Below are 19,822 nucleotides of genomic sequence, written 5' to 3' on the forward strand. Positions count from 1 at the left end.
GCTTGGTCCTCGAAGGTTAAAAAAATCTTGCGATGCTCCTGTCGCCGCAGGCGACATAGGGGCCGTTGCAGTAGTTTTGCGCGGCCTTGCCGTAGACGAAGGGGTCGCCTCCGGGCGTCAGAACCGCGCCGCCCGCGGCGCGCAAGACCGCGTCTCCAGCCGCCGTGTCCCATTCATGGGTCGGCCCGAAGCGAGGATAGACGTCGGCGAGCCCCTCCGCGATGCGGCAGAATTTCAGCGAGGAGCCCGCTTGCATTTGCGCCTTGATCGGCAGGCGGGCGAGAAAGCTTTCTGTCGCGGCGTCGAAATGCGAAAGGCTCACCATCGCGACGAGGCCGTCCTTCGGCTCTGGGCGTGCTGCGAGCCGCCGCCATTGCGCGGCTTCGGGCAGCGCTTCGCCGGGCTGCGCCCTGACATGAAACGCCGCCTCGCCCCCAAACCAAAGCTCGCCCAGCGCCGGGGCATAAACGGCGCCGGCGCGCGGCTCGCCTTGCTCGACGAGCGCGATGTTGATCGTGAACTCCAGTCTTCTGGCGACGAATTCGCGCGTGCCGTCGAGCGGGTCGATCAGGATGAAAGCGCCATTTTGCGTTGGCGTCTCCCCGCGCGCGGCGCTCTCCTCGGCGATGCAGGGCGTGTTCGGCATAAGCCGCGCGAGCTCGGCGAGAAGATAGGCTTCGACGGCTTCGTCCGCCTCGGTGACGGGGCTCGCATCGTCCTTGAGGCGGGCGCCCTGATCCTCGCGGTTGAAAACGTCCATCGCGAGCGGACCGGCCGCAAGGCAGAGCTTTGCGAAAAGGATTGCGACCGCAGAGCGGTCGTAGGGCGGGAGCAGGGGGGGGATTGCGGCGTCCTTCGGATTGCATTTCGGCAGAGCGGGTGCGTTCCTTCCATAGCGCGCAGCCCTTGAGACGACCAGAGGCCGACCGCAAAGGCATGACCCGCGTGTTTCCCTTCAATAAGATGTCGCCATGCTCGAAGTCCGATTCTACCATCTCACGCGCCGCAGCCTCGAGGAGGCGCTGCCCCGCCTGCTCGAAATGTCGCTCGAGCGCGCGTGGCGCGTTGCGGTGCAGACAGGCGACGGGACCCGTCTCAAAGCGCTGGACGATCACCTGTGGTCATACGATCCCGAAAAATTCCTGCCGCACGGAACCAAGAGCGACGGGGAGCCCGAGACGCAGCCGATTTATCTGACCGCCGAGGGCGACAATCCGAACGAGGCCGATGTGCGCTTCTTCGTCCATGGCGCCTCCGCCGTCCCGCTCCTCGGCGATCCCGCGGCGGCGCCGAGACTGCGCGCCGTCGTGATGTTCAACGGCTCGGATTCGCAAGAGCTCTTGGAGGCCCGCGCGCAATGGAAGGCTTTGCGCGAGACGCGCCATGAGCTTGTGTATTATCAAGAGGACGAGAACGGAAAATGGATCGAGAAGTCCCGCCACAAGAACGCTTGACGCCCGATTTCGCAGCGCGCCGCGACGCCGCGCGCGCGCGGCTCGACGCGATCGACCCGCATCGTCGGGAGGGCGGGGCTGACGCCGATCCGCTGCGGCGGGATTGGTTCGAGGCCGTCTATCGCCTCGCGGAAGGCGACGCCGCTTGCGTGCCCTGGGGCGACCTGGCGCCGCATCCGCTGCTCGTCGACTGGCTCGCGGGGCAGGGATCGCTCGCGGGCTTGCGCGCGCTCGATGTGGGCTGCGGGCTCGGCGACAATGCGGAACGGCTTTCCGCGGCCGGCGCGAAGGTTGTGGCCTTCGATTTCGTGCCGACGGCAGTCGACTGGGCGGAGCGGCGCTTTCCGACAAGCGCCGTCGACTATCGCGCAGCTGACCTCTTTGCGCTTCCCCCTGAATGGCGCGGCGGTTTCGACCTCGTGCATGAATGCTACACGCTGCAGGCGCTGCCCGAGGCGCTGCTTGGGAGAGCGGCGGAGGCTCTGGCCTCGACGGTCGCGCCGGGCGGGCGTCTGCTCGTCATCTCTCGGGCGCGGGACGAAAGCGAGAAATTTTCCGGCCCGCCCTGGCCGCTGACGCGCGCGCAAATCGAGGCGGTGGCGATGGGCGGGCTGAGGCTCGCGTCGGTCGAGCCGCGTTCGGCGAGAGGAGACCGGCCGCATTGGCGGGCGGTGTTCAAGAGGGACTGATTCCATCGCTTCGTAGTGTTAAGCTGGAGTCCTAAGTAACGCCCAGCTCCGGCTCCAAGGGCTTGAGCGGAAATTGCGCAGTGAAGGAATGTTGTGAGGCTGGTTCTCGACACGAGCGTCGTCGTTGCTGGGCTGCGAAGCCCAGCCGGGGCGTCGGCGGAGTTGCTACGACGCGCGCGGCGGAGCCAGTTTCAGCTCCTGGCCAGCGTCCCCCTTGTCATCGAATATGAGGCCATCTGTGGACGCGAGGAGCATCGGCTGGCCGCGGGGCTGTCAAAGAACGACATGCAGGAATTTCTGAACGCGATTGTTGATCTTGTGGAGCCGGTCGAAATCTGGTTCCTTTGGCGTGCTGGACTCAAAGATCCCGATGACGAGTTCGTCGTCGAAGCGGCAGTGAACGGACGAGCCGAAGCGATCGTGACCTTCAACGTTCGAGACTTCGGCCCGGTGAAAACGTGGTTTGGGATCGATGTCATGACGCCTGGAGACCTTCTGGCAAGGCTGAAAAAATGAAAACGGAAATGTCCACGCATGAGCTGCTGCTGCCCGCCTCGATCAAGGCCGAGGCAGAAAAGATCGCGGAGGAATGCGGGACGACGTTGAACAACTTCGTCGCGAGCGCGGTCGCCGAAAAGGTTTCGGCGATGCGCGCGGCGAGCTTCTTCCTGGAGAAAAAGGGCAAAACCGATTGGACGGCGTTCGACCGGATCATGGGTCGGTCCGGCGGGGAGGCTCCGCAGGCAGGAGACGAGGTGGTCTAAATTGCCATTCTGAGTTGCATTAAGGCAAAGAGTGGTGAGGCCATAATCATAAAATGGCTTGGAATGGCGGCCCAGACGAAGCTGTTTTCGAGCACGAAAAAGCTTCTATAGTGATCTGAGGGCGTTAGCGTAGAACTGCCAACGCCCCGAACCGACGGTTATCGGCTGAACTTCTTATACTTCAGCCGATGCGGGATCACGGAATCCATCCCCAGGCGCCGCTTCTTGTCCTCCTCGTAATCCGCGAAGTTTCCTTCAAACCACTCCACATGCGAGTCGCCCTCATAGGCCAGCATATGCGTGGCGATGCGGTCGAGGAAGAAGCGGTCGTGCGAGATCACCACGGCGCAGCCGGCGAAATCGACGAGCGCTTCCTCCAGCGCGCGCAGGGTTTCGACGTCGAGGTCGTTCGTCGGCTCGTCGAGTAGCAGCACATTGGCGCCGCTCTTCAGCATCTTGGCGAGATGCACGCGGTTGCGCTCGCCGCCCGACAGGCTCCCGACCTTCTTCTGCTGATCGCCGCCCTTGAAGTTGAAGTTCGAGCAATAGGCGCGCGAGTTGATCTCGCGCTTGCCCAGATAGATGACCTCATTGCCGCCGGAGATTTCCTCCCAGACGGTTTTCTTTCCATCGAGCGAGTCGCGGGACTGATCAATGTAGCCGAGATGCACGCTCTCGCCCACCGTGATCGAGCCCTTGTCGGGCTTCTCCTGGCCGGTGATCATGCGAAACAGCGTCGTCTTGCCGGCGCCGTTCGGGCCGATCACGCCGACGATGCCGCCCGGCGGCAGCTTGAAGGAGAGATCGTCGATGAGCAGCGCGTCGCCATAGCCCTTCGACAGATGCTCGAAGTCGATGACATTGCCGCCGAGCCGTTCGGCGATCGGAATGATGATCTGCGCGCTGGTCGGCGCCTTCTCGCTCGACTTTTGAACGAGCTCCTCATAGCGCTGGATGCGCGCCTTATTCTTGGCCTGGCGCGCCTTGGGCGAGGCCGCGATCCACTCGGACTCGGCCTCCAGCGCGCGCTGGCGGGCCTTGTCTTCGGAGGCCTCCTGCATGAGCCGCTTCTGCTTCTGCTTCAGCCAGCTCGTGTAATTGCCCTCATAGGGAATGCCCTTGCCGCGATCGAGCTCGAGAATCCAACCCGTGACATTGTCGAGAAAGTAGCGATCGTGGGTGACGATCAGGATCGCGCCCGGATAGTTGCGCAAATGGCCTTCGAGCCAGTTGACCGTCTCGGCGTCGAGATGGTTCGTCGGTTCGTCGAGAAGCAGGAGATCGGGCTGCTCCAGGAGCAGCCGGCAGAGCGCGACGCGGCGCCGCTCGCCGCCCGAGAGCTTGGTCACGTCGGCGTCGTCCGGCGGGCAGCCGAGCGCCTCCATCGCCTGATCGACCTGGCTGTCGAGGTCCCAGAGGTTCTTGGCTTCGATCTCGTCCTGCAACCGCGTCATCTCGTCGGCGGTCTCGTCGGAATAGTTCATGGCCAGTTCGTTGTAGCGGTCGAGGAGATCCTTCTTCTCCTTGACGCCCAGCATGACGTTGCCGCGCACGTCGAGCTCCGGGTCGAGCTGCGGCTCCTGCGCCAGATAGCCGACGCGCGCGCCCTCGGCGACGAATCCCTCGCCGACGAACTCCTTGTCGATCCCCGCCATGATGCGCAGAAGCGTCGATTTGCCCGAGCCGTTGATGCCGAGCACGCCGATCTTGGCGTCCGGGTAGAAGGAGAGATTGATGTTGTCCAAAACCTTTTTGCCGCCGGGCCAGGTCTTGGCGAGGCCTTGCATGTGATAGATGAACTGACGCGCCATGAGATTGTGGGTCCCGCCGTTGAGAGAATCTTGGCGGCTCTTTAGCGCCTTTCCTCGCGCCAGGGGAAGGGAATTCGCCGCTTGGCGCGGGCTTGCAGAGCTCGGCTTTTCGGCCGGCTTGACAGCACCGGGGCTCATTCTCCATAAGCCGCGCTTCATGGCCCGCTCGCGCGGTCCTTGGGGGAATGTCCCGAGCGGCAAAGGGGGCGGACTGTAAATCCGCTGGCTAAGCCTTCGTAGGTTCGAGTCCTACTTCCCCCACCATCCGGCTCCCGGATTTTGGCGCGCTTGTCCCTTTTAGATTCGGAAATCGGGAGGCGGAGCCGCGCCCGGTCGTTCGTCCGCGAGCGGCCCATGCGACAAAGCCGAGCCAGGGCCATAGTTTAGCAGGCGTTCGGGAGGCGGCCGACGTTGACGATCGGCTCGCAAGACAGTTTGGGCGCGGCCCGAGCGGATTTTGATAAAACGAATTGACTCTAATTGCCGATTGATCACAAGAAAGGCGTCAAATCGATGGCGCATTCGTAGAATAGCCGAAACGTCCATATCATCGTCGAGGCGATCTTCACGGCGGGTCGTCTTGAGGATCTGTCGTCATGAGGATCTCATGGAGCCGCTTGAGACGCCTCCCTCGTCTCGAGCGGTGGGGTCCACTCGAACCTTTTAGAATGGACACATGCGCATTCTGATCACCGGCGGCGCCGGGTTCATCGGCTCCGCCGTCACCCGCCGCATAATCCAGCAGACGGACGACGAGGTCTGCGTTGTCGATAAGCTCACCTATGCGGGCAATCTCGACTCGCTCGCGCCCGTCGCCGAGAGTCCACGCTACGCCTTTCGGCGCGCCGACATCTGCGACCGCGAGGCCATCGACGGCGTCTTCTCCGAATTCGAGCCCGACGCCGTCATGCATCTTGCGGCGGAAAGCCATGTGGATCGCTCGATCGACGGTCCTGCGGCCTTCATCGAGACGAACGTCATCGGCACCTTCACCATGCTCGAAGCGGCCCTCGCCCATTGGCGCGGCTTGGACGCCGAAAAAGCAAGACGTTTTCGATTCCACCATATCTCGACCGACGAAGTGTTCGGCGCCTTAGGGCCTGACGGGCTTTTTCGGGAAGATACGCCTTACGCGCCGAACTCGCCCTATTCGGCGTCGAAAGCCGGGTCCGACCATCTCGTGCGAGCCTGGCGCGAGACCTATGGCCTTCCGACAATCACCACCAACTGCTCGAACAATTACGGCCCCTATCACTTTCCAGAGAAGCTCATTCCCCTGACGATCCTTAACGCGCTGGAGGGAAAGCCCCTGCCCGTTTATGGGCGCGGCGAGAACGTGCGGGATTGGCTCTTCGTCGAGGACCATGCGGCCGCGCTGATCCTTGCGCTCCGCCAAGGCGTCGTCGGCGAAACATATAATGTCGGAGGCCGAAGCGAGCGGCGCAACATCGACGTCGTCACGACGATCTGCGATATTTTGGATGAAATCCTTCCGTCCGCGGTTTCTCGGCGGGAGCTCATCACCTTTGTCACCGATCGGCCCGGCCATGATCTCCGCTATGCGATAGATTGCTCCAAGATCGAGCGTGAGTTGGGCTGGCGCGCGCAGGAGACCTTCGAGTCCGGTCTGCGCAAGACGGTGCAGTGGTACATCGACAATCCCGCCTGGTGGGGCGCGATACGCTCCGGCAAGTACCGCGGCGAGCGCCTGGGCCAAATCACTTAGCGCGCTTCCCGCCCGAACGGAATCGTTCGAGCGATAAGGAATCGCGCTAAAACAAAAGGGTGGAGCATGTCCTGACCGGAAAACCGCTTCGCACTTTTCCGGGACATGCTCTAGAGAGCGATCCTCTCGCAACTGAAATCGGCAGGTTCCATGATCGTTGAGGATACAGCGCTAGACGGGGTCAAAATCATCACGCCGAAGAAATTTGGCGACGAGCGCGGATTTTTTTCCGAGACCTACACGCAGTCGAAGTGGGATGCAGCCGGACTGCCCTTTCGTTTCGTGCAGGACAATCACTCGCTCTCGGCCGCGATCGGCGTGATCCGCGGCCTTCACTTCCAGAGCGCGCCTTTCGCGCAGGACAAGCTCATACGCGTCTTGCGTGGAAGAATATTGGACGTCGCCGTCGATATTCGCCGTTCATCGAAGACTTTTGGAAAGCATGTGGCGCTGGAGCTCTCCTCTGACAATTGGCGGCAATTGCTCGTGCCGATTGGATTCGCCCACGGCTTTTGCACGCTGGAGCCGAACACAGAGGTCTTTTACAAGGTCACCAATTACTATTCGCCGCAAAACGACAGAGGCCTCGCCTTCGACGATCCGGACCTCGGCATAGAATGGCCTTTCCCGATCTCTGACGTTCAAGCGAATGCGCGCGATCGCAGCTGGCCTCGTCTGCGCGATCTGGTCGACATGTTCGAGTGAGCGAGATGCGCGTCGTCGTCACAGGACGCCAAGGCCAGGTCGTGACCTCGCTGCTCGAACGCGCCGCGGAGCGGGCGGAAGTCATCGCGCTCGGCCGGCCCGATCTCGACCTCGAGGACGAAAAGAGCGTTTTGGCCGCGCTCGAGAGCGCCAAGGGCGACGTCATCGTCAACGCCGCCGCCTATACCGCCGTCGATAAGGCTGAGCAGGAGCCGGAAAAGGCGATGCGCGTCAACGCGGCGGGCGCGGGTTTTGTCGCGGCGGCCGCGGCGACGCTGAATACGCCGCTCATTCAGCTCTCCACGGATTACGTCTTCGACGGCGCTCTCACGAGGCCCTATCTCGAGAGTGACGCGACCGGTCCGACCGGCGCCTATGGCCGCTCGAAGTTGGAGGGCGAGGCGCGCGTGCAGCAGGCGCAGCCCAATGCGGTCATCTTGCGCACGGCGTGGATTTATAGTCCTTTCGGCGCGAATTTCGTGCGCACCATGCTGCGACTTGGCGCATCCCGCGACGAGGTCGGAGTCGTCGCCGATCAGCTTGGCAACCCGACCGCCGCGCTCGACATCGCCGACGGGGTGCTGGCGATCGCCGCTCGCCTCCGCGACGATCCGACGCCGGAGCTGCGCGGCGTCTTCCACATGACCGGCGCTGGCGAGGCAAGCTGGGCCGACTTCGCTGAAGCGATTTTCGCCGCCGCCCAGCGTTGCGGCCGCAAAGCGGTGCGCGTCAAGCGCATTACGACAGCGGACTACCCCACGCCGGCGAAACGGCCGGCGAATTCGCGCCTCGATTGCGGCAAGCTCGCGCGTCTGTATGGCGTCGCGCTCCCGCACTGGCGACAATCGCTCGACGCTTGCGTCGAACGCCTTCTCTCTTCGACGTAACCGGAAAATTGGAGAATCACATGCGGGGCATCGTGCTGGCGGGAGGAAGCGGGACCCGGTTGCATCCCATGACCGTTGCAGCGTCGAAGCAGCTTCTGCCCGTCTACGACAAGCCGATGGTTTATTACCCGCTGAGCGTCCTCATGCTCGCGGGCATTCGAGAGATTCTCCTCATTTCAACGCCCGACGATTTGCCGTCCTTCAAACGCTTGCTGGGAACCGGCGCGCAATGGGGAGTCTCCATCTCCTACGCTGAGCAGCCGCGGCCAGAGGGGCTGGCTCAGGCCTATATCATCGGCGCGGAATTCGTCGAAGGGCGCTCGTCCGCGCTGGTGCTCGGCGACAATATCTTCTACGGCCACGGCCTCGTCGACTTGCTGAGCGATGCGGGCGTGCGGAGTCGCGGCGCATCGGTCTTCGCTTATCACGTGCGCGATCCTGAACGCTATGGCGTCGTCGAATTCGACGCGCGCGGCAAGGCGGTGTCGCTCGAGGAAAAGCCGAAGCAACCCAAGTCAGACTGGGCCGTCACCGGACTCTATTTCTACGATGAGCGCGCGCCTCAGTTTGCCGCGAGCCTGCGGCCTTCGGCGCGCGGTGAGCTTGAGATCACCGATCTCAACAAGGTCTATCTCGAATGCGGCGAGCTCAACGTCGTGCGGCTCGGGCGCGGTTTTGCCTGGCTCGACACGGGCACGCCGTCGGCCTTGCTCGAAGCCGCGGAATATGTGCGGGCCGTCGAGCAACGACAGGGACAACGCATCGCCTGCCTCGAAGAAGTCGCCTTCGTGAACGGCTGGATCGACGCCGATTCTCTGCGCGCCGCGGCGGCGAAGTTTCAAAAGAGCGACTACGGCGCTTATCTCCTCCGCGTGCTGCGCGAAACGCAATGAGGGATCGCTAACGGCGCCTGCGCCGATGACGAGTTCATCGAGGCTTTCGCAAGCAACGGCTATCGGGCCGCCGACTGCAATATGCGCGTCGTGGACTGACCTTCGGTGAGATTGGCGCGGACGATCTTGCCGCCGCGCGCGCGGACGACGTCGGCGCCGACGATCTGCTCTTCCTGGTAATCGGCGCCCTTGACCAGAACGTCAGGCTGCAACTGCTCGATGATCCGCTGAGGCGTGTCCTCCTCGAAGAGCACGACGACATCGACTCCCTTGACGGCGCCGATCACTTGCGCGCGCGCAACCTCGTTCTGCACGGGGCGGGTCGGGCCCTTGAGGCGCTTGACCGACGCATCGGTGTTGAGCGCGACGATGAGCCGGTCGCAGGCGGCGCTCGCCTGCGCGATGAGCGAGACATGGCCCGGATGCAGCAGGTCGAAGCAGCCGTTGGTGAATCCGACCGAGTAGCCTTGCGCCTCCCAAAGCCTGCGCAGCTCTATCGCCGTCTCCGTGTCGACGAGCCGCCCATCCTGGACCTCCGTCATGTGCGAGGCCGCGATCGACGCGGCCAGCTCCTCCGAGGTCAGCGTCGCTGTGCCGAACCGGCTCACGACAACGCCGGCGGCGTGGTTGGCGATTTTCATCGCCTCGATCATCGGCAGGCCAGCGGCGAGTCCGACGGCGATCAAGGCCACCACCGTATCGCCGGCGCCCGACACGTCGAAAACGGACTTTGCCGTCGTCGGCAGATGGATCGCTTCGCCTTGCGCGGGGAAGAAGGACATGCCCTTCTCGGAACGGGTCAGAAGAACTTCGGCGCCTGTCGCCTCGCACACGCGCCGCGCGGCGGCTTCCGCCTCCGCGTCCGTCTCGCAGGGCATTCCTGTCGCCAGGGTCAGCTCGGCGCGATTGGGCGTGAGGATCGCGGCGCCGCGGTAATCGCTCAGATCGCGGCGCTTCGGGTCGACGAGAAGTATTTTGCCCGCCTGCCGCGCGCGCGCGACGCAAGCCGCGATGACGCGATCGTTCAGCACGCCCTTGGCGTAATCGGACAAGACGACGATGTCGCCGCCGTCGATCGCCTCGATCGCTCTCGCGATGAGGCGGCGCTCGATCTCCTCGCCGAGAGGCCGATCGTCCTCGTGATCAATGCGCAGCATCTGCTGGTTGTGGCCAACGACGCGGATTTTCTTGATCGTCCTCCGGCTCTTGTCCGCGATGACGCCGTCGGAGCCGATCCCGCCGGCGCGCAGGAGCGCGAGTAGCTGATCGCGATCGGCGTCGTCTCCCGAGAGTCCGACCAGCGCGACCGAGGCGCCGAGCGACGCGATATTCGCCGCGACGTTGCCGGCGCCGCCGATGACCGCCTTTTCGGATTTCCACTTGATCACCGGCACCGGCGCCTCGGGTGAGATGCGCGTCACCCCGCCGTGCAGATAGGCGTCCAGCATGACGTCGCCGACGATGGCGACCTTGCAGCCCGCCAGCCGCTTCACGAGCTCATAGGGCATCGGACTCCTCTCTCGGCGGCGAAGGCCGTCACAATACAGCTTGCGGGGCCTGCCGGGCGCGGAAGCGATGGACTTCGCGAAAGGCGCCATAAAGATGGTAGAGGCTGCTCGCGGGCACGTGGTCGACGCTCGGCTCGAGATTGGCGTCGAAGCGGTCTATCCAGCCTCCGGCGAATGGGCCTGCGAGGAACAACTCGTTCAAGCTCTGCAACATCTGCTCGCAAAAGCTCAACCCTTGCGCTTCACCCGCAGCGAAGCGCGCGACGCCCGCCTTCGCGCCTTCCGTGTGCGGCCAGAGCCGGGTTGATCGCTCAAGCGGCCGTCGATCAAGGCCGACGCTATCGTAGCATCGTCCCCGCGCATCCAGGCCGCAGGCCAAGGCCAACTCCCAGAGTCGCTCCTCCGCCGGCGCGCCCGCACGCCCCCCGAGCCGGCGAAACCGGTCGAGCAGCCAGATCCATTCGAAATGATGCCCGGGCTCGAAGTAGGCTGCAACGGCAGGATCGAAGGACCAATCGGCGGCGAAAATCTCCGGCAGCGCGCCAATGCCCCACTGGAGCAGGCGGCTCTCGAACAGCCGAACGACGCTCTCCGCGCGCTCCAGATAGGGGCCGTCCGGCGCGGCCTCGTGCAGCGCAAGGCAGGCTTCCAGAAAATGCATGAGGGGATTCTGCCGCTTCACCGTTTCAGGCGAGGGTTGGCGGTCGAGCAATCCGCCATGATCTTTGCAGACGAGATGGCGGTCGACAAATTGGAGCGTCAATTCCGCCGCCGACAAAAGCCGCTTTTCGCCCGTCAGCTGATAAAGCGACGCGAGAGAGAACAGAGCGAAAGCGTGCGTGTAGGAATCGCGGACCTGCGAGACGCGATTTCCCGTCGCGTCGATCGAAAAGGCGAAACCCGCGCGGGGGTCGTTGTCGTCCAGATAGAGACGCAGGAAACTGTGCATCGCGCGGTCGGCGAGGTCGGCGCCGTTCCGGAAGACCCCGTCCTTGTCGGCGGCGCTATAGACATAGATTTGCCGCGCCTGAACCATGGCGCGGCGCGGAACGGTCGGACAGTCCTGTCCCGAAAAGTCCAGACGCTCACGAAAGACGCCACCATCTCGGTCGAAGCCGGCCTCGGCCCAGAAAGGCAGGATTTCTTCGCAAATCCTCTTCTGGTATCCCTGAATATGATCGATCCGATCCACCTCGACTCGCGCTGCGTCTTGCATCCGTGGGGCCAGAAGGAATTTTGAGCAACTGAAGCTTACGCCGCCACTATTCCGATGCGAGCCTTGAGGCAAGGACTTTTTGACCCTGGCCGACCTCTCCGCGATCGGCGGAGCGTCTCGCGCCGACGCTGCGGAAGCAATTCCTCCAAGGGCGTATAAAAAGCGCTGACTGATCAACAGCAAGGCAAAGCCTGTGTAGATCTGGCGAGCAGTGCCTTGAGAGCTTCAACGGACACAGGTTTCGTGAGGTGAGCGTCGAACCCGGCTGCTGCGGTCTTCGCGCGATCGCCTTCCTGGCCCCAACCGGTCAGCGCAGCGATGAAAATTGTCCTACCTTTTTGGCTTTCGCGAAAAAGGCGGGCGGTCTCAAAACCGTTGAGGCCCGGCATGCCAAGGTCTATCAAGGCTATGTCTGGGTAGGTTTGCTCGGCGGCGGCAAGGCCGGCGCGTCCATCGTAAGCGACACAGACGGAAGCGCCGAGCGAGTTAAGTAGCATCGCCAAGGAATCGGCCGCGTCGCGGTTATCATCAATGATGAGAACCCGCTTAGAGGAGGAAAGGCTGGACTGAGCTGATGGTTCGGTGATCGCAGGCGACGTCGTTGTTTGAGCTAATGGAATGGAAATCGTAAAGGTGCTTCCTTGGTTGGGACCGGCGCTGTCCGCTGTGACCGTGCCCCCATGCGCTTCTATGATTTCTCGAACCAAGGCCAGTCCTATCCCCAGCCCAGTGTTCGCCTCGCCAGGCGGGGCGACTTGGACGAAGACGTCAAAGATATCTGCGAGAGCGGTTCTCGGAATTCCCGCGCCGTTGTCGCTTATCGCGACCATGGCGTAGCCGTTCTCTGAAAATGCTGACACGCGGACCGCGCCATTTCTCGGCGTGTAATTTACCGCGTTGTCTAGTATGTTTGCGAGCGCTTGCGTGAGCCGGGTAGGGTCCGCAAGCACTGGCAACGTCGGCACTGAGAAATTAGTGGTTAGAGAGAGATTTTTGTTCCCAATGCGATCTTGGCAGGCTTCCAGCGCGGCCCCTAAGATATCTAATAGCTCGATGGGCTGCTTTCGAAACTCTAATTTTCCTTGCGTAATGCGCGAGATTTCTAGGAGATCGTCAACTAATCTCACAAGAAGAGATAATTGGCGGTCCATGATGTCGATCACAGCCCGGCTGCTGGGCGTGCTAATTTGTTCTTCTCTTTTGAGAACGTCTAATCCTGTTCTGATTGGAGCCAGAGGATTTCTCAATTCATGCGCTAGCACCGCAATGAATTGATCTTTACGCTTGTTGGCGGTGCGCAGCGCATCTTCGCTTTCCCTGAGCTTTTTCTCTACTTTCTTACGCCCTGTAATATCCCGATTTGCTTCAATAATTGCAGCGTCTCCGTCTATCTGAAAGAGCTCCATGCGGCTTTCAACAATAATTTCACGTGCATCTTTTGCGGTGTGATACAACTCGCCAAACCACATTTTGTTTTGGAGCAATTCCGTCTCTATTTCCTTTAAAGGAACTGGAAAACGGGTCTTCAAAAGTTCATGGCTAACGCGCCCGACAGACTCTACCTGTCCATAGCCGTATAGACGTTCACAACCCTTGTTCCATTTCACAATTCCTCGCTTGAAGTGCCATACAAAGATGGGCTCAAAGGCGAGGTCAACCAACTGGATAAACAGGTCTCTATCGTCGTTGGTGGTCTCGTTGCCCATCGCTTGCGCACCTCACCACGACGCGTTCACCGCCTCAAACTCCATCCTTTTCGGCGCTTTGTCTAGCTTAGCGGTGATAAAGGGCCGCGGCTTCGGCAGTGCGCCACAGCGCCCGACGAAGATGAGCACTATGTCTACGCTATAGCCTTCTACCGCCGCACGCTCCGTTTGACTGTTCGATCCATCGAAGTTCTCCGGACATTCCGGACTATAGGTGTAGCTGCGGGCCGCCAGCCGGCTTGCGAGACGATCCGGGGCCACCGAGCCCGCGCATCACAGCATAGATCCCAAGGAGCGCGGCCGCGAAGCCCGAAGCGGCGCCCACCCCTAGCGCCCAGCGCGGCCCGAAATTGTCTGCCGTCCATCCAATGATAGGGGCGCCGATCGGCGTGCCCCCAAGCGCGATGCCGATGCGCAGCGCCATCACCCGTCCCCGCATCGCTGGCTCGGTCGAAAGCTGCATCAGGCTGTTCGTCGTGTTCGTGAACGTCAGGGCGGCAACGCCGATGACGACGAGCGCGATCGCGAACACCCAGTAGCTCGGCGCGAGCGCGGCGAAAGTGCAGCCCAGTCCGAACAGGCCTGCGCCGGTCACCAGCAGGCCGAACCGCGCCTCGGCGCGACCGGCGCTCAACAATGCGCCCGCGACCGTCCCGATCGCCATGATCGACGACAGCAGGCCATAACTGCGGGCGTCGGCGTGGAAGACGCCGACCGCCATGGTCGAGATGAAGATTGGGAAGTTCAGGCCGAAGGTCCCGATCAGGAAGAGCATCACTAAAATGGCCTTGAGGTCCGGCCGTCCCCAGGCGAAGCGCAACCCTTCGATGAAGCTACCTTTGGCGTGGGGCGCCCGGGCATTTGGACAAAGCTCGGCAACGCGCAGGAAGGCGAGAGAGACCAGTACCGCGACGAAGGAGAAGCCGTTTAGCAGGAAGGCCCAGCCGGCGCCGATCGCGGCGATGAGCACGCCCGATACGCCCGGCCCGATCATCCGCGCGGCGTTGAACGAGGTCGAGTTGAGCGCGACCGCATTGTGGAGATCCTCGTCCCCGACCAGTTCGGCGACGAAGGTCTGGCGCACGGGGGCGTCGAACGCCGCCGCGCTGCCGAACAGGAAGGCGAAGACATAGACGTGCCAGAGCTGGACGATCCCGGCGACGGTGAGGATCCCCAGCGCCAGCGAGAGGCCGCCCATCGTCGCCTGTGTTGCGATCAGCAGCTTGCGCTGGTTGAAGCGGTCGGCTGCGGAGCCTGTCCAGGGCAGGAGGAGGAACTGCGGCGCGAACTGCAGCGCCATCACCAGGCCGATAGCGGACGCGTCGTGATCAGTCAGCTCAGTAAACACCAGCCAGTCCTGCGCCGTCCGTTGCACCCAGGCGCCGACATTGGAAACGAAGGCGCCGCCTGCCCAGAGCCGATAATTGAACCCGCGCAGGGACCGGAAGACGCCCGAAAACGGGGCTTTCATGGCTGCTCGGGCCTATTGCCGCCGTGGAAACGACCGAAATGTCGGGCGGAAAAGAGCGCGATCAGGAGCGCGCCGGCCCCGCACGCAAGCGCGTCCGCCGTGTTTCTCAATCCGAAATCGCCGACGCGGCACACAAGGACATAGCCGACGACGAGATTGAGAAAGCCCCAGAGCACATTGACGGTCGACGTCGATAGCCCTTCTCCCGGCGGCCTGGCGAACGGGCTCTGGAACGGCCTGCCCATCATGCCGCTGACGAAATGGGGGATCGCGTTCGCCAGGAAGACGCCGCCGAAGAAGTAGGACAGGAGAGAAAGCCACGGCATGTCATGCGTTCCTTTTCGGCAGGAGGTCGATGATCTCCCGCGTCGCGCCGGATTCGCCGAGGCGCGGGAAGACCTTGCCGATGCTGTAGTCATGCGCCTCGGGCCGCATGTCGGTCATGGCGTCGGTGGTGAGGGTGACGTTGAACCCCTGCTCGTAGGCCTGGCGCGCGGTCGCCTCGACCCCCGTTCCCGTCGCGACGCCGGCGATCACCACCTGGGTGACGCCGCGCGCTTTCAACCGGACTTCGAGGTCAGTATTGGCAAAGGCGCCCCAGCTCCGCTTCGTCACCACGATATCGCCGGGTTGCCGGTCCATCTCAGGGATGAGGTCGGTCCAGCCTTCCGGAAAGGCGCCGGTCTGGCGGAGCGGCTGTTCCGTCCGGCCCGGGGCGACGCCGGCGACGTTGACGAGCGCCACCGGCAGCCCGCAGGCGCGGAAAACCCCGGCCAGCGTGCGGGCGTTTTCCACGACATCGCGGATCGCCGGGAGGCCCGGCATGCCGACGATCCCCTTCTGCAAATCGACGATGATCAGGGCGGTGTTCGGGTCGAGCGTGGTGAGCGCCATTGGGAGTATCCTTTCGCATGCTGGATGGCTCGCTCGGGCGTGAGCCCGGAGAAATTTTCAATCGTCGACAAGCCGCCTGAGCAGTTCGACGGCCTCCGTCAGCTGGTTCTGCTCCTGCGGCGACAGCCGCGCCTGGAGCCTTCGGGTCAGCCAGTCCTGCCGCGCAGCACGCCCTTCATCGATCCATTTTCGGCAAGCGTCGGTGAGCGACAGAAGAGTCTGGCGCCCGTCCGTCGGGTCCGGGGCGGCGATCACCAGGCCCGCCGCCTCGAGCGGAGCGATCACCGCGCCCATCGATTGCGGGCGCATTCCTTCAAGCCGGGCGAGGCTCGACGTTGTCGCGGGTCCTTCGCGTTCGAGCCGCAGCAGGACCGACACCTGCGACGGCGTCAGGTCGCCGGGAGTGGCCTGTTCCCGCAGACGGCGCTTCAGCTTGCCAACGAGGGCCCGGATTTCTGTCGCAAGGGCGGAAGCGCGGGCGATCTCGGAGTCACGGGAAGCTGTGGACATAACCCATCGTTGCATAATAAAGGCAAACTGTAAAGTTTAACTTCATATATGTGGGTAGCTAGGTCTTCTGGCGATGGGCGCCGTAGCCAGTTTGGCCAGCTTCACCCATCGGGGCCGGATACAATCTTGAAATGCCCGCGCCGCTTTGGCATAGAGGCCCTTCCGCGCCCGTTCGGCGCGATGCGGAGACGTGGCCGAGAGGCTGAAGGCGACGGTTTGCTAAATCGTTATAGGGGAAACCCTATCGTGGGTTCGAATCCCACCGTCTCCGCCAACTACCGATTACACGCCATGACGCGGTGACGACCTTGAAGCCGGCACGCTCGTCCGCGCGGGCGATCCAAGCCGGCGCGGCTGCGGATCCCCGCCGCGAAGCCTTCTGGTCCCGTTTCTCCAAGCCCGCCGCGGCGCCAAGTCATTGAAACGCCCACCTTTTCAAAGCGGGCGCCGTTCCGCGTCAAAACCGGGAGGGCCCAATTTCCCCTTGGCGGTGGAATCGGCGATCGCCGAGCCTAAGTATTCACCTGGGCGAAAGGGCAGGGGGAGAGATGAGCGGAAGCGGCGTCGAGCTTTCAGCGCTCGTGCTGCAGGGCGGTGGCGCGCTGGGCTCATATCAAGCCGGCGCCTATGAGGCGTTGCTCGCCGCGGGCCAGCAGATCGATTGGGTGGCCGGGATTTCCATCGGCGCGATCAACGGGGCGATCATTTGCGGCAATCCGCCGGAGCGCCGCGTCGAGCGACTGGCGGAGTTCTGGCGTCGGACCTCGAGCGTGGTCACGATGACGCCGCTCAATGGCCAAGCGGGGATCGTCAAGATTTTCGACGAGTCGAGCGCGGCCGTCACCGCGACCTTCGGCGCGCCGGGATTCTTTCGTCCGCGGCTGCCGCCGACGCTGCCAGGCTTTCCTCATCCGCCAGAGCTGTTGAGCGTGTACGACACGGAGCCTTTGCGCCAGACGCTGCTGTCGCTTGTCGATTTCGATCTCCTCAACTCCGGGGCGGTTCGCTACAGCGTCGGCGCGGTCAATGTGAAGACCGGCAATTTCCGCTATTTCGACACGGCGCGCGAGCGGATCGGCCCCGAGCATGTCATGGCCAGCGGCGCGCTGCCCCCGGGCCTGCCGATGATCGCGATCGAAGGAGACTATTACTGGGACGGGGGCGTCGTCTCGAACACGCCGCTGCAATATGTGCTCGACTACGAGCGGCCGCTACGGGACATGCTGGTGTTTCAACTCGACCTTTTCAGCGCGCGAGGCCAGCTGCCGGAGACTTTGCTCGAGGTCGCTCAGCGCGAGAAGGACATTCGCTATTCCTCGCGCACCCGCATGAACACCGACCTGATGTGCCGGTTGCATAATCTCAGTCGCGCCATCGCGCGCCTCGGCCCGAAGGTGGCGGAGACGCTAAAGGATGATCCGGACTGGCGCATATTGAACGAAGCCGCGCATGAGGACTCGACGACCATCGTGCATCTCATTCATCGACGCGCGGTGGGCGAAGGCGCCTCGAAGGATTACGAATTCTCTCGTTTCACGATGGAGCGCAATTGGGGCGACGGCAAGCTCGACGTGCAGAAGACGCTCAACCATCCCGATTGGCTCAATCGCAAACGCGCCCCAGGAGAGGTGGTGACGCTGGATTTGACGAAAGACGAATAGAGCCGAAATCTCTCCAGGCGCCCGATGCGGGAGTCGAGATCGTCACGGCCAAAGGAGTTTTCCATGAAGAAGGCGGTGAAATGGGCTCTCGGGATCACAGCCGTCGCCGGCGTCGCAGCCGCGGGCGCGATCTACGCGAATTGGAACGACTTCGTTCCGGTCGCGGCCATGGGGATCAATTATGTGCGCTATCTCAACGCGCCCAAAGGCGAGTTGACAGTCGAGACCGCGCCGGATTTCAGCGGCGCGAAAACATCGACCGCCGCCCCCTCTCTTCCCCCGGACGACGGCCTCTGGCCGAGCTACAACAAGACGCTCGCCTCCGATCGCTTCTCGTCCCTGAAAGAGATCAACCGCGAGAACGCGGGCCGGATAAAAGTGCTCTGCACTTATGACACAGGCCAGCACACGGGCTTCAACTCAGGCCTCCTCATGGTGGATGGCGCGCTGCTCTTTGCAACCGAATTCGACACGTTTTCGATCGACCCGATCACCTGCCGCGAGAACTGGCGCAAGCATGAGAGCTATGCGCCAGCGACGCCGCAAGCGGTCAATCGCGGCGTCGCCTATCTCGACGGGCGCGTATTCCGAGGCACGCAGGACGGGCGCGTGCTCGCCTATGATTTCAAGAGCGGCGAACGGCTGTGGCAGACCGCGATCGCTGACCCGAAGAGAAGCGAGAGCGCGCCCGCAGCCCCCATCGCCTGGAATGGCCTCGTTTTCATCGGCAACGCTGGCGGCGATTTCAAAGGCGTGAAGGGCCGCATGTATGCGCTCGACGCGGCGAGCGGGCGCATCGTCTGGGAATTCTATCTTGTTCCCAAGCAGCCGGGCGATGAGACCCGCGGCCCAGACGGCGCCTCTCCGCTCGACGTCTCCACTTGGGACGTGAGCAAAGGCTCGCCGATCTCGGGCGGCGCGACCTGGACCTCTTACTCGCTCGATCGCGAGAAGGGGCTGCTTTATGTGCCGGGCGGCAATCCCGGACCGGATTTCGCCGCCATGCTGCGCGGCGGGGCCAATCTTTACACGGGCTCGGTCGTCGTTCTCGACGCGAAGACCGGCGCCTATCGCAGGCATTTCAAAATCGTGCCCAAGGATTGGCACGACTGGGACGTCTCCAGCGCGCCCGTGCTCGTCACCTCCGCCTCCGGCAAGCGGTTGATGGTCGTCGCGCCCAAGGACGGACATCTCTACGGCTACGACCTCGACACGGGAGAGCAGCTCTACCGGCTTCCCGTGACCAAGGTCGAGAACGCCGACGCCCCCTTCTCGATTGGCAAGAGCGTGCACTTCTGCCCCGGCTCGGTCGGCGGAAACGAATGGAACGGACCGGCCTACGACCCTGAGAACAATCTCATCCTCGTCGGCGAGGTGCAGTGGTGCACCTCCGTGAAGCTGGAAACGGAAAAGAAACTCGAAGCTTCCGCGAAATTCACGCCCTGGTCGGGGGAGGATTCCATGAATCCCTTCAACATGTGGGGTCACGCCGATCCCGTCTTCGACTGGGCGGGATGGCTCTATGCGGTCGACGCCGACAGCGGCCAGTGGCGATGGCGCGCCAAGACCAACTATCCCGTGCAGAGCGGCGTCACGCCCACCGCGGGCGGCGTCGTTTTCTTTGGCGACATGGCCGGCAATCTTTATGCTCTCGATACAGACACGGGCCGCAAGCTCTGGGGCGAGAAGATCGGCGGCGCGGTGGGCGGCGGCGTCATCACTTTCGCCACGCCGCAGGGTCAGCGCGTCGCCGCCGCGACGGGACTGACGGAAGTTCTGTGGCCGACCGAGATCACTACGGCCAAAGTTTCGGTGCTTGGCCTCGCTGAGCATTGAGGGCCGCCCGCCGGCGCGTAGGGCGATCGCGAACGAAGACGGGTCCTATATCTCCTTCATGACCTGAGCATAGGAAATCAGCGCGAAGCGG

19 protein-coding genes and 2 tRNA genes are annotated in these 19,822 nt (G+C 62.9%); 12 read left to right on the forward strand and 9 right to left on the reverse strand.

Annotated features, from left to right (window positions below):
- Positions 1–16: 16 nt before the first annotated feature.
- Positions 17–874, reverse strand: coding sequence for a 3'(2'),5'-bisphosphate nucleotidase CysQ (gene cysQ / locus QMG80_RS04730; RefSeq protein ID WP_349775650.1), 858 nt, complete (start codon positions 872–874; stop codon positions 17–19).
- Positions 875–971: 97 nt separating this feature from the next.
- On the opposite strand from cysQ, the gene QMG80_RS04735 reads away from it, so the two are divergent.
- The 4 genes from QMG80_RS04735 to QMG80_RS04750 all read left to right on the forward strand — a co-directional run bounded on the left by QMG80_RS04735 (position 972) and on the right by QMG80_RS04750 (position 2,907).
- Complete coding sequence (locus QMG80_RS04735; protein WP_085771772.1) at positions 972–1,454, forward strand: DNA polymerase III subunit chi; 483 nt, start codon at positions 972–974, stop codon at positions 1,452–1,454.
- A complete protein-coding gene (locus QMG80_RS04740) occupies positions 1,421–2,143 on the forward strand; it encodes a class I SAM-dependent methyltransferase (protein WP_085771773.1) in 723 nt (240 codons plus the stop codon). The genes QMG80_RS04735 and QMG80_RS04740 overlap by 34 nt, the downstream gene beginning before the upstream one ends.
- Before the next feature lie 93 nt (positions 2,144–2,236).
- Positions 2,237–2,659, forward strand: coding sequence for a putative toxin-antitoxin system toxin component, PIN family (locus QMG80_RS04745; RefSeq protein WP_085771774.1), 423 nt, complete (start codon positions 2,237–2,239; stop codon positions 2,657–2,659).
- Positions 2,656–2,907, forward strand: a complete 252-nt coding sequence (locus QMG80_RS04750; RefSeq protein ID WP_085771775.1) for a toxin-antitoxin system HicB family antitoxin — start codon at positions 2,656–2,658, stop codon at positions 2,905–2,907. The genes QMG80_RS04745 and QMG80_RS04750 overlap by 4 nt, the downstream gene beginning before the upstream one ends.
- 158 nt (positions 2,908–3,065) lie before the next feature.
- On the opposite strand, the gene ettA is transcribed toward QMG80_RS04750, so the two are convergent.
- Positions 3,066–4,718, reverse strand: coding sequence for an energy-dependent translational throttle protein EttA (gene ettA, locus QMG80_RS04755; RefSeq protein ID WP_085773680.1), 1,653 nt, complete (start codon positions 4,716–4,718; stop codon positions 3,066–3,068).
- Positions 4,719–4,897: 179 nt separating this feature from the next.
- Between ettA and QMG80_RS04760 the strand changes: the two genes are divergently transcribed.
- The 5 genes from QMG80_RS04760 to rfbA all read left to right on the forward strand — a co-directional run bounded on the left by QMG80_RS04760 (position 4,898) and on the right by rfbA (position 8,929).
- Positions 4,898–4,982 (forward strand) — tRNA-Tyr (locus QMG80_RS04760).
- A gap of 412 nt (positions 4,983–5,394) precedes the next feature.
- Positions 5,395–6,444, forward strand: coding sequence for a dTDP-glucose 4,6-dehydratase (rfbB, locus tag QMG80_RS04765; protein WP_085771777.1), 1,050 nt, complete (start codon positions 5,395–5,397; stop codon positions 6,442–6,444).
- 150 nt (positions 6,445–6,594) lie between these two features.
- Positions 6,595–7,149: a dTDP-4-dehydrorhamnose 3,5-epimerase gene (rfbC, locus tag QMG80_RS04770; RefSeq protein ID WP_085771778.1), complete on the forward strand. Its 555-nt coding sequence runs from the start codon at positions 6,595–6,597 to the stop codon at positions 7,147–7,149.
- A 5-nt stretch (positions 7,150–7,154) separates the two neighbouring features.
- Positions 7,155–8,036 (forward strand): dTDP-4-dehydrorhamnose reductase, encoded by an 882-nt coding sequence (gene rfbD / locus QMG80_RS04775; RefSeq protein ID WP_085771779.1) that lies wholly within the window; start codon positions 7,155–7,157, stop codon positions 8,034–8,036.
- A 20-nt stretch (positions 8,037–8,056) separates the two neighbouring features.
- A complete protein-coding gene (rfbA, locus tag QMG80_RS04780; RefSeq protein ID WP_085771780.1) occupies positions 8,057–8,929 on the forward strand; it encodes a glucose-1-phosphate thymidylyltransferase RfbA in 873 nt (290 codons plus the stop codon).
- A gap of 59 nt (positions 8,930–8,988) precedes the next feature.
- On the opposite strand, the gene rfaE1 is transcribed toward rfbA, so the two are convergent.
- The 7 genes from rfaE1 to QMG80_RS04815 all read right to left on the reverse strand — a co-directional run bounded on the left by rfaE1 (position 8,989) and on the right by QMG80_RS04815 (position 16,234).
- Complete coding sequence (rfaE1, locus tag QMG80_RS04785) at positions 8,989–10,437, reverse strand: D-glycero-beta-D-manno-heptose-7-phosphate kinase (protein WP_085771781.1); 1,449 nt, start codon at positions 10,435–10,437, stop codon at positions 8,989–8,991.
- A 28-nt stretch (positions 10,438–10,465) separates the two neighbouring features.
- Positions 10,466–11,653, reverse strand: coding sequence for an AGE family epimerase/isomerase (locus QMG80_RS04790; protein WP_085771782.1), 1,188 nt, complete (start codon positions 11,651–11,653; stop codon positions 10,466–10,468).
- 173 nt (positions 11,654–11,826) lie between these two features.
- On the reverse strand, positions 11,827–13,359 hold the full coding sequence (locus tag QMG80_RS04795; protein ID WP_085771783.1) for a hybrid sensor histidine kinase/response regulator: 1,533 nt from the start codon (positions 13,357–13,359) through the stop codon (positions 11,827–11,829).
- A 208-nt stretch (positions 13,360–13,567) separates the two neighbouring features.
- Positions 13,568–14,830 carry an MFS transporter gene (locus tag QMG80_RS04800; protein ID WP_281926166.1) on the reverse strand — a complete coding sequence of 421 codons (1,263 nt, stop codon included), beginning with the start codon at positions 14,828–14,830 and terminating at the stop codon, positions 13,568–13,570.
- Positions 14,827–15,156, reverse strand: a complete 330-nt coding sequence (locus tag QMG80_RS04805; protein ID WP_085771784.1) for a hypothetical protein — start codon at positions 15,154–15,156, stop codon at positions 14,827–14,829. The genes QMG80_RS04800 and QMG80_RS04805 overlap by 4 nt, the downstream gene beginning before the upstream one ends.
- Before the next feature lies 1 nt (position 15,157).
- A complete protein-coding gene (locus QMG80_RS04810) occupies positions 15,158–15,724 on the reverse strand; it encodes an isochorismatase family protein (protein ID WP_085771785.1) in 567 nt (188 codons plus the stop codon).
- Positions 15,725–15,781: 57 nt separating this feature from the next.
- Positions 15,782–16,234 (reverse strand): MarR family winged helix-turn-helix transcriptional regulator, encoded by a 453-nt coding sequence (locus QMG80_RS04815; protein ID WP_085771786.1) that lies wholly within the window; start codon positions 16,232–16,234, stop codon positions 15,782–15,784.
- A 184-nt stretch (positions 16,235–16,418) separates the two neighbouring features.
- Here QMG80_RS04815 and QMG80_RS04820 point away from each other — a divergent pair.
- From QMG80_RS04820 to QMG80_RS04830, 3 genes are all read left to right on the forward strand, one after another.
- Positions 16,419–16,508: transfer RNA gene (locus QMG80_RS04820), tRNA-Ser, on the forward strand.
- A gap of 274 nt (positions 16,509–16,782) precedes the next feature.
- Entirely contained in the window at positions 16,783–17,895 is a 1,113-nt protein-coding gene (locus QMG80_RS04825; protein ID WP_085771787.1) for a DUF3734 domain-containing protein, read from the forward strand.
- 63 nt (positions 17,896–17,958) lie between these two features.
- Positions 17,959–19,731 (forward strand): outer membrane protein assembly factor BamB family protein, encoded by a 1,773-nt coding sequence (locus tag QMG80_RS04830; protein ID WP_158658727.1) that lies wholly within the window; start codon positions 17,959–17,961, stop codon positions 19,729–19,731.
- Positions 19,732–19,822: the final 91 nt, after the last annotated feature.

Origin of the sequence: Methylocystis bryophila, from assembly GCF_027925445.1 — a bacterium.
GTDB lineage: Bacteria > Pseudomonadota > Alphaproteobacteria > Rhizobiales > Beijerinckiaceae > Methylocystis > Methylocystis bryophila.

Coding starts and splice junctions, on each gene's coding strand:
- QMG80_RS04800 (WP_281926166.1), bottom strand. CDS start 14,830: ATGAAAGCCCCGTTTTCGGGCGTCTTCCGGTCCCTGCGCGGGTTCAAT.
- rfbD (WP_085771779.1), top strand. CDS start 7,155: ATGCGCGTCGTCGTCACAGGACGCCAAGGCCAGGTCGTGACCTCGCTG.
- rfbA (WP_085771780.1), top strand. CDS start 8,057: ATGCGGGGCATCGTGCTGGCGGGAGGAAGCGGGACCCGGTTGCATCCC.
- QMG80_RS04790 (WP_085771782.1), bottom strand. CDS start 11,653: ATGCAAGACGCAGCGCGAGTCGAGGTGGATCGGATCGATCATATTCAG.
- rfaE1 (WP_085771781.1), bottom strand. CDS start 10,437: ATGCCCTATGAGCTCGTGAAGCGGCTGGCGGGCTGCAAGGTCGCCATC.
- rfbB (WP_085771777.1), top strand. CDS start 5,395: ATGCGCATTCTGATCACCGGCGGCGCCGGGTTCATCGGCTCCGCCGTC.
- rfbC (WP_085771778.1), top strand. CDS start 6,595: ATGATCGTTGAGGATACAGCGCTAGACGGGGTCAAAATCATCACGCCG.
- QMG80_RS04815 (WP_085771786.1), bottom strand. CDS start 16,234: ATGTCCACAGCTTCCCGTGACTCCGAGATCGCCCGCGCTTCCGCCCTT.
- QMG80_RS04825 (WP_085771787.1), top strand. CDS start 16,783: ATGAGCGGAAGCGGCGTCGAGCTTTCAGCGCTCGTGCTGCAGGGCGGT.
- QMG80_RS04805 (WP_085771784.1), bottom strand. CDS start 15,156: ATGCCGTGGCTTTCTCTCCTGTCCTACTTCTTCGGCGGCGTCTTCCTG.
- QMG80_RS04735 (WP_085771772.1), top strand. CDS start 972: ATGCTCGAAGTCCGATTCTACCATCTCACGCGCCGCAGCCTCGAGGAG.
- QMG80_RS04795 (WP_085771783.1), bottom strand. CDS start 13,359: ATGGGCAACGAGACCACCAACGACGATAGAGACCTGTTTATCCAGTTG.
- QMG80_RS04810 (WP_085771785.1), bottom strand. CDS start 15,724: ATGGCGCTCACCACGCTCGACCCGAACACCGCCCTGATCATCGTCGAT.
- ettA (WP_085773680.1), bottom strand. CDS start 4,718: ATGGCGCGTCAGTTCATCTATCACATGCAAGGCCTCGCCAAGACCTGG.
- QMG80_RS04740 (WP_085771773.1), top strand. CDS start 1,421: ATGGATCGAGAAGTCCCGCCACAAGAACGCTTGACGCCCGATTTCGCA.
- QMG80_RS04750 (WP_085771775.1), top strand. CDS start 2,656: ATGAAAACGGAAATGTCCACGCATGAGCTGCTGCTGCCCGCCTCGATC.
- QMG80_RS04830 (WP_158658727.1), top strand. CDS start 17,959: ATGAAGAAGGCGGTGAAATGGGCTCTCGGGATCACAGCCGTCGCCGGC.